Here is a 5,075-nt window from a genome sequence, read left to right on the forward strand (position 1 = left end):
ATTGTAGGTATAACTGTAATGCTAGCAAGCTGTGGCCATGTCGGTCAAGGCGAGCTGGTTGGTGCTTATAACCGAAAATTTAAAAACGATAGAATCCCACTAGGAATGGTTTATGTGCCGCCAGGGCATACCCCACTTGGAGGTTCGGATGAAGATATCACCTTTTCTCAGAATGGTCCAAGTAAAATGGTTACCATTAGCGCGTTCTTTATGGACCAGACCGAGATTTCCAATGCGGAATATCGCCAGTTTACCAACTGGGTACGCGATTCAATTGCAATTGTGATGATGGGCAACCCTCAACAATTTATGGTTACGCCAAAGGGAAATGCCGCAAATGCTGTTGGTGGAGAGAAGTACATCGATTGGAGGAAAGTTGGACCAAACGGTGCCAACATTTGGCGTAATAAAGGAAAAGGAGCAGCAGCAGCCCAAGTGAGCCAACTAGATGGGATGTATTACTCAGGTTTAGACGCACTTCCTGGAAAAAAAGAATTAGATGTTCGTAAATTCGAATATTCTTATGCCGAATTAAATATGGAGAAAGCTGCTCTGGGGCATAAAGACCCAAACAGCAAACGCCAGGATTATATCGATCGTTATAACGTTGCTATTTATCCTGATACCATGGTATGGAAAACAGATTATTCTTATTCACAAAACGATCCTATGGTACGTGGTTACTACAACCACCCTTCTTACGATGATTATCCTGTAGTTGGTGTAAGCTGGGAACAGGCAAAAGCATTCTCTCATTGGAGAACAAGATTGTACGATGGAGTTGCCACAGCAAGAAAATTACCTGCAGGATCCAGATCAGATTATAGATTACCAGCCGAAACTGAATTTGAATATGCAGCAAGAGGTGGCAATACCAAAACCAAATACCCGTGGGGCGGTCCTTATATTAGAAATACAAAAGGATGTTTACAGGCTAACTTTAAACCAGGTCGTGGCGATTATTCGAGCGACGGGGGTATTTATACCGTAGGTGTTAGATCGTATTTCCCTAATGATTATGGTTTGTACAACATGGCAGGTAATGTTTCTGAATGGACATTAACTGCGTACAATAAAGGTGCAAGCCCATTATTGCACGATTTGAACCCGAATTTTACTTATGATGCTGGCGCAACGGACAGCAAATACAAAAAGCGTAAAGTAGTAAAAGGTGGTTCCTGGAAAGACACAGGCTATTTTCTACAAAACGCTGTAGCAACATACGAATATCAGGATACACAAAGATCATACATTGGGTTCAGATGCGTTTCATCTTATCCTGGTACCGACTTAAGACATTAAACCAAACAAACTAAAAACTAAAGAAAAACATCAAAATTTTATGGCAGCAAAGAAACAACCAGGCTGGTTACACGTAGCGATTTCATGGGGAGCAAGTATTGTAATTATCGGAGCGTTATTTAAAATTCTACACATTGGTGGAATTGTAGGTAGCTATATGATCGGGCTTGGTCTTGGAATAGAGGCGATTTTATTCTTTTTAACAGGGTTTTTTCCACCAGAGCCAGAACCAGCTTGGGAAAGAGTATATCCTGAATTAAAACCAGATTTTAAAGGAGAATTACCAACTGCATCAGCAAGACCGGTTGCAGCAACAGAATCGAACACGGCGGCCTTAGATAAAATGTTATCAGATGCTAAAATCGGTCCTGAATTGATTGAAAGCTTAGGCTCTGGTTTGCGTACTTTTGGTGATAAAGTAGCAACAATTTCTAATGTTGCAGATGCATCTACCGCAACTAATGAATTTACAGGCAAAATTAAAACAGCTTCAGCTGGTTTCGATAATTTAAGTGCATCTTTTGATAAAGCTACAGCTAATTTGAAAGCGATGGGTGAGAGCAGTGTAGATTCTCAGGCTTATCACGATCAGGTTAACAATTTGGCTAAAAATTTATCAGCTTTAAATGCAGTGTATGAATTAGAATTACAAGATTCGAGCGCGCATCTAAAATCGATGAATAAATTCTATTCAAACTTATCATTAACCATGCAGAACTTTAACGAATCGATGGAAGATTCGAAACAGTTTAAAGAAGAGGTGAATAAGTTGGCTAAAAACCTATCATCGCTTAATGCAATTTATGGCAATATGTTATCGGCTATGAACGGCCCACGTGTATAATTTGTTTAGTTTTTAATTTTTAAAGGAAAAGCTACATCAAACATGGCAGGCGGAAAAGAAACAACAAGGCAGCGGATGATCAATATCATGTATTTGGTATTGTTGGCTATGCTCGCCTTAAACGTATCAGATACCATTTTAGATGCATTCAAAAATATCAACGATAGTTTGGATACTTCTAAAAACAATGTAAATACAAGTATTAATCAGTTATTTTCTGCCTTCGAAAATTCGAAGTTGAAAGAAGAGCCAGCCCGTGCACAGCCAATTTACGATAAGGCAAAACAGGCACAGAAGGCGGCTGATGATTTGAATAATTATATTGAAAGCATTAAAAAAGAATTTACCCAGGCAGGTGATGGAATCGATCCGGAAACTGAAGATTTGGTAAATAGATCAAATCAGGATATTGCACAGAATATCATGATTAATCAAAAGAAAGCAGATGAGTTGAAAAAGAGAATTAACGCCACACGCGAAAAATTAATCTCTTTGTTAGACCCGGCTGATAGAGCGAATGTTTCATTCTCTCTCGAAGCTAAAGATCCTGCAAGAAAAAGGAAAGGAAACTGGCAGGAAACTTACTTTGGTGAGGGAACACCATTAACTGCTGCAATGACAATTTTAACCAAACTGCAAACAGACACTAAAAATGCTGAAGCAGAAGTAGTTAAAAAATTGTTCGGAAATATGGATAAAGCACAGGTTAATTTGGATCAGTTTGCAGCTGTTGCAGTAGCACCTACTTCTTACGTAATCCAAGGTCAGCCGTATACTGCTGAGGTATTTTTAACAGCCAGCGATTCGAGATCAACGCCTGATATTACCGTTAATGGAAGTAAGTTATCTGTTAAAGATGGTAAAGGAACTTATAGCGGTGGTACAAGTAGTGTTGGCCAGTTTACCTGGGTAGGTACCGTTCGTGTTCGCCAAACCGATGGTCAGGTAAAAGAATATAAAACCCAACCACAAACTTATCAGGTAGCGAAACCTTCAGCATCTGTTTCCTCAACCAAACTGAATGTAATTTATGCAGGTATTGCTAATCCATTTACGGTATCGGCGGCAGGTTTTCCATTAGAGAGTGTTCGTGCTTCCATTTCAGGAGGTTCAATGTCTGGTGGTAACGGAAACTATAATGTTAACGTTCCGGGAAGCATGGTTGGTCAAGAAGTATCCATTAATGTATCCGCAAATAACGCTGGTAAAACGGTTAGCTTAGGCTCACAAAAATTCAGGGTTAAAGCTATCCCTGCTCCGGTAGCTAAGGTTGGTGGCCGCGCTGGAGGTGATGTAGCTTCAGTACAGCTAAAAAGCGAAACTGAAATTGAAGCAGATCTGGATGATTTTCCTTTCGATGTTAAGTTTAAAATACAACGTTATAAGTTAACCATTATAAAACCTCGTTCTGATGCTGTTACCATTCCTGGTAGTGGAGGAAGTTTCGCGGGTGCAGTTAAGGGTGCAATAAACTCAATTACGCCTGGTACAAGAGTATTTTTTGAAGATATTGTTTCTGTAGGACCAGATGGTCGTCAAAGAATTTTGCCTTCATTAGCGTTTAGCGTAAAATAAAAAGAAGATGAAAAGGATTTTAAGTATTGCTATTTTAGTGTTGTTAACCACGTTTGCTTTTGCACAAAAAAAGCCAACCAAGTTAGCACCAAAGAAAGCTGCACCAGTAGTTGCTGCACCCCCTGTGGCAGATACGGTGAAAGCCCCTGTTAAAACAGCTAAAAAGAAACTTAAGGTACCACCTAAAGATGGTTTTTATGCCCGTAAGGACATTGACAGTACTGAAATGGTTCCTTTGGCTGATGTGAGGGAAGAGGATGTTTTTTATGCAAAACGGATCTGGAGAGAAATTGACTTACGTGATACGGTTAATTCAGCCTTAAAATCGCCTAAATCTCGATTAATTGATGTACTGATTGCCGCAATTAAGAAAGACGAACTAACAGCGTATTCGCCGATTGATAGTGCGTTGAACGAAGATGATGCTTTTCTTAATCCAATGTCGGCAGATTCTGCTTCCAAATCGGCTTTAGGAACAGCAGAGGTTTCGAACAATAAAACCGGAACGGTTACTACTGTAGTTAATGATTTTAATCCGGAGTTATTCTTGAAATTCAGAATTAAAGAAGACTGGATTTTCGATACCAAACGTTCTGTTTTCGAACCCCGTATTGTAGGTATTGCACCATTAAAATACAATGAGGTTTCTAAACAATGGCAACCGGTATTTTGGGTGTACTATCCAGAGGCCRGAGAGATTTTAACGAAGAAACGTTTAATCAATACCAATAACGATGCTTCAGCATTGAGTTTCGATGATTTCTTTATCCGCCGCTTATTCAGCAGCTATATTGTAAAAGAATCAAATCCTGGTGACAATAAGATCAGAGATATCATTACCGACCCTAGAGAAAGGTTGTACGAATCAGAGAGGATTAAAAAATCAGTTCTTGATTACGAACAAGGTCTTTGGGAATACTAAATATTACGAAAAAGCTCCGATGAAAATCGGAGCTTTTTTGTTTGCACCACATCCACTCATTACGAACAAAAGAGTTGAGAAGAACGGGAAGATAAGTCAATCTTTAATTCTTAAGCTGGCTCAGTTTGATGATGCCAATTTTCTTTGAGGATAAAATATTTTATAGGTTATCTGTTGTTGATTCTATTACACTTTGGATAGCTGCAGGTACATTTGATAAAATATCGTAACCAGTTGCAGATTCTACAGCATTAACTGTTGTACGATATGTTTTCCAATTGGTATTTAAACCATTTGTATTCGGCATATTTACGGTAATTACCCTTGTAGATGAGGTAATACGGCTTAAATCGTTATTGCCGTTGGATAATACCACAATAACTTTCCAGGTATTAGAAGGTACATTAACTTTACCATTGTCGATAGTATAAG

The 5,075-nt window shown here is 39.0% G+C and carries 5 protein-coding genes; 4 read left to right on the forward strand and 1 reads right to left on the reverse strand.

The window, feature by feature from the left end; genetic code table 11:
* The 4 genes from porK to porN are packed head-to-tail and all read left to right on the forward strand — an operon-like array spanning position 1 to position 4,643.
* Positions 1–1,302, forward strand: coding sequence for a T9SS ring complex lipoprotein PorK/GldK (gene porK / locus AC1DND_RS18910; RefSeq protein ID WP_477583971.1), 1,302 nt, complete (start codon positions 1–3; stop codon positions 1,300–1,302).
* Positions 1,303–1,342: 40 nt separating this feature from the next.
* Positions 1,343–2,146: a type IX secretion system motor protein PorL/GldL gene (porL, locus tag AC1DND_RS18915; protein ID WP_477583972.1), complete on the forward strand. Its 804-nt coding sequence runs from the start codon at positions 1,343–1,345 to the stop codon at positions 2,144–2,146.
* 42 nt (positions 2,147–2,188) lie between these two features.
* Positions 2,189–3,721, forward strand: a complete 1,533-nt coding sequence (porM, locus tag AC1DND_RS18920; protein ID WP_215132251.1) for a type IX secretion system motor protein PorM/GldM — start codon at positions 2,189–2,191, stop codon at positions 3,719–3,721.
* Between the two features lie 7 nt (positions 3,722–3,728).
* Positions 3,729–4,643: a type IX secretion system ring subunit PorN/GldN gene (gene porN / locus AC1DND_RS18925; protein WP_477583973.1), complete on the forward strand. Its 915-nt coding sequence runs from the start codon at positions 3,729–3,731 to the stop codon at positions 4,641–4,643.
* Positions 4,644–4,803: 160 nt separating this feature from the next.
* Here the strand turns inward: porN and AC1DND_RS18930 are convergent.
* A partial coding sequence (locus tag AC1DND_RS18930; protein WP_477583974.1) for a DNA/RNA non-specific endonuclease occupies positions 4,804–5,075 on the reverse strand: 272 nt, incomplete at its 5' end.

Source organism: Pedobacter sp. 01N416, from assembly GCF_056399685.1.

Coding starts and splice junctions, on each gene's coding strand:
- porL (WP_477583972.1), top strand. CDS start 1,343: ATGGCAGCAAAGAAACAACCAGGCTGGTTACACGTAGCGATTTCATGG.
- porM (WP_215132251.1), top strand. CDS start 2,189: ATGGCAGGCGGAAAAGAAACAACAAGGCAGCGGATGATCAATATCATG.